The following is a 317-nucleotide window of genomic DNA, read 5'->3' on the forward strand; positions in this document are numbered from 1 at the left end:
AGTGCTCGATCGCGATGTCCTTCTGGTGACCGATGGGCATCCCGCGTACCGCTGCTTTGCGCGCGAAGCCGACATTTCCCATGAGTTCGTCAACCTTCGCGCCGGCGAGCGCGTCCGTGGGGCCGTCCACGTGCAAAACGTGAATGCTTACCACCGGCGCTTCCGGCAATGGCTGGCGCCCTTTCATGGCGTTGCTTCGCGCTACCTGCCGAATTACCTGGGCTGGCAATGGGCGCTGGACGGGGGGCGCATCGCCACGCCAGAGCGATTTCTGCACTGTGCGATCGGCGTCTTCAACACGTAACGGGCACAGCGCC

At 64.0% G+C, this 317-nt stretch carries 1 protein-coding gene; it reads left to right on the plus strand.

The window, feature by feature from the left end; genetic code table 11:
• The coding region (locus V7778_RS25090) for a transposase (protein ID WP_335560362.1) at positions 1-304 on the plus strand (304 nt) is incomplete at its 5' end.
• Between the last annotated feature and the right edge of the window lie 13 nt (positions 305-317).

The organism is Massilia sp. DD77 (assembly GCF_036961685.1).
Taxonomy (GTDB): Bacteria; Pseudomonadota; Gammaproteobacteria; order Burkholderiales; family Burkholderiaceae_D; genus Telluria.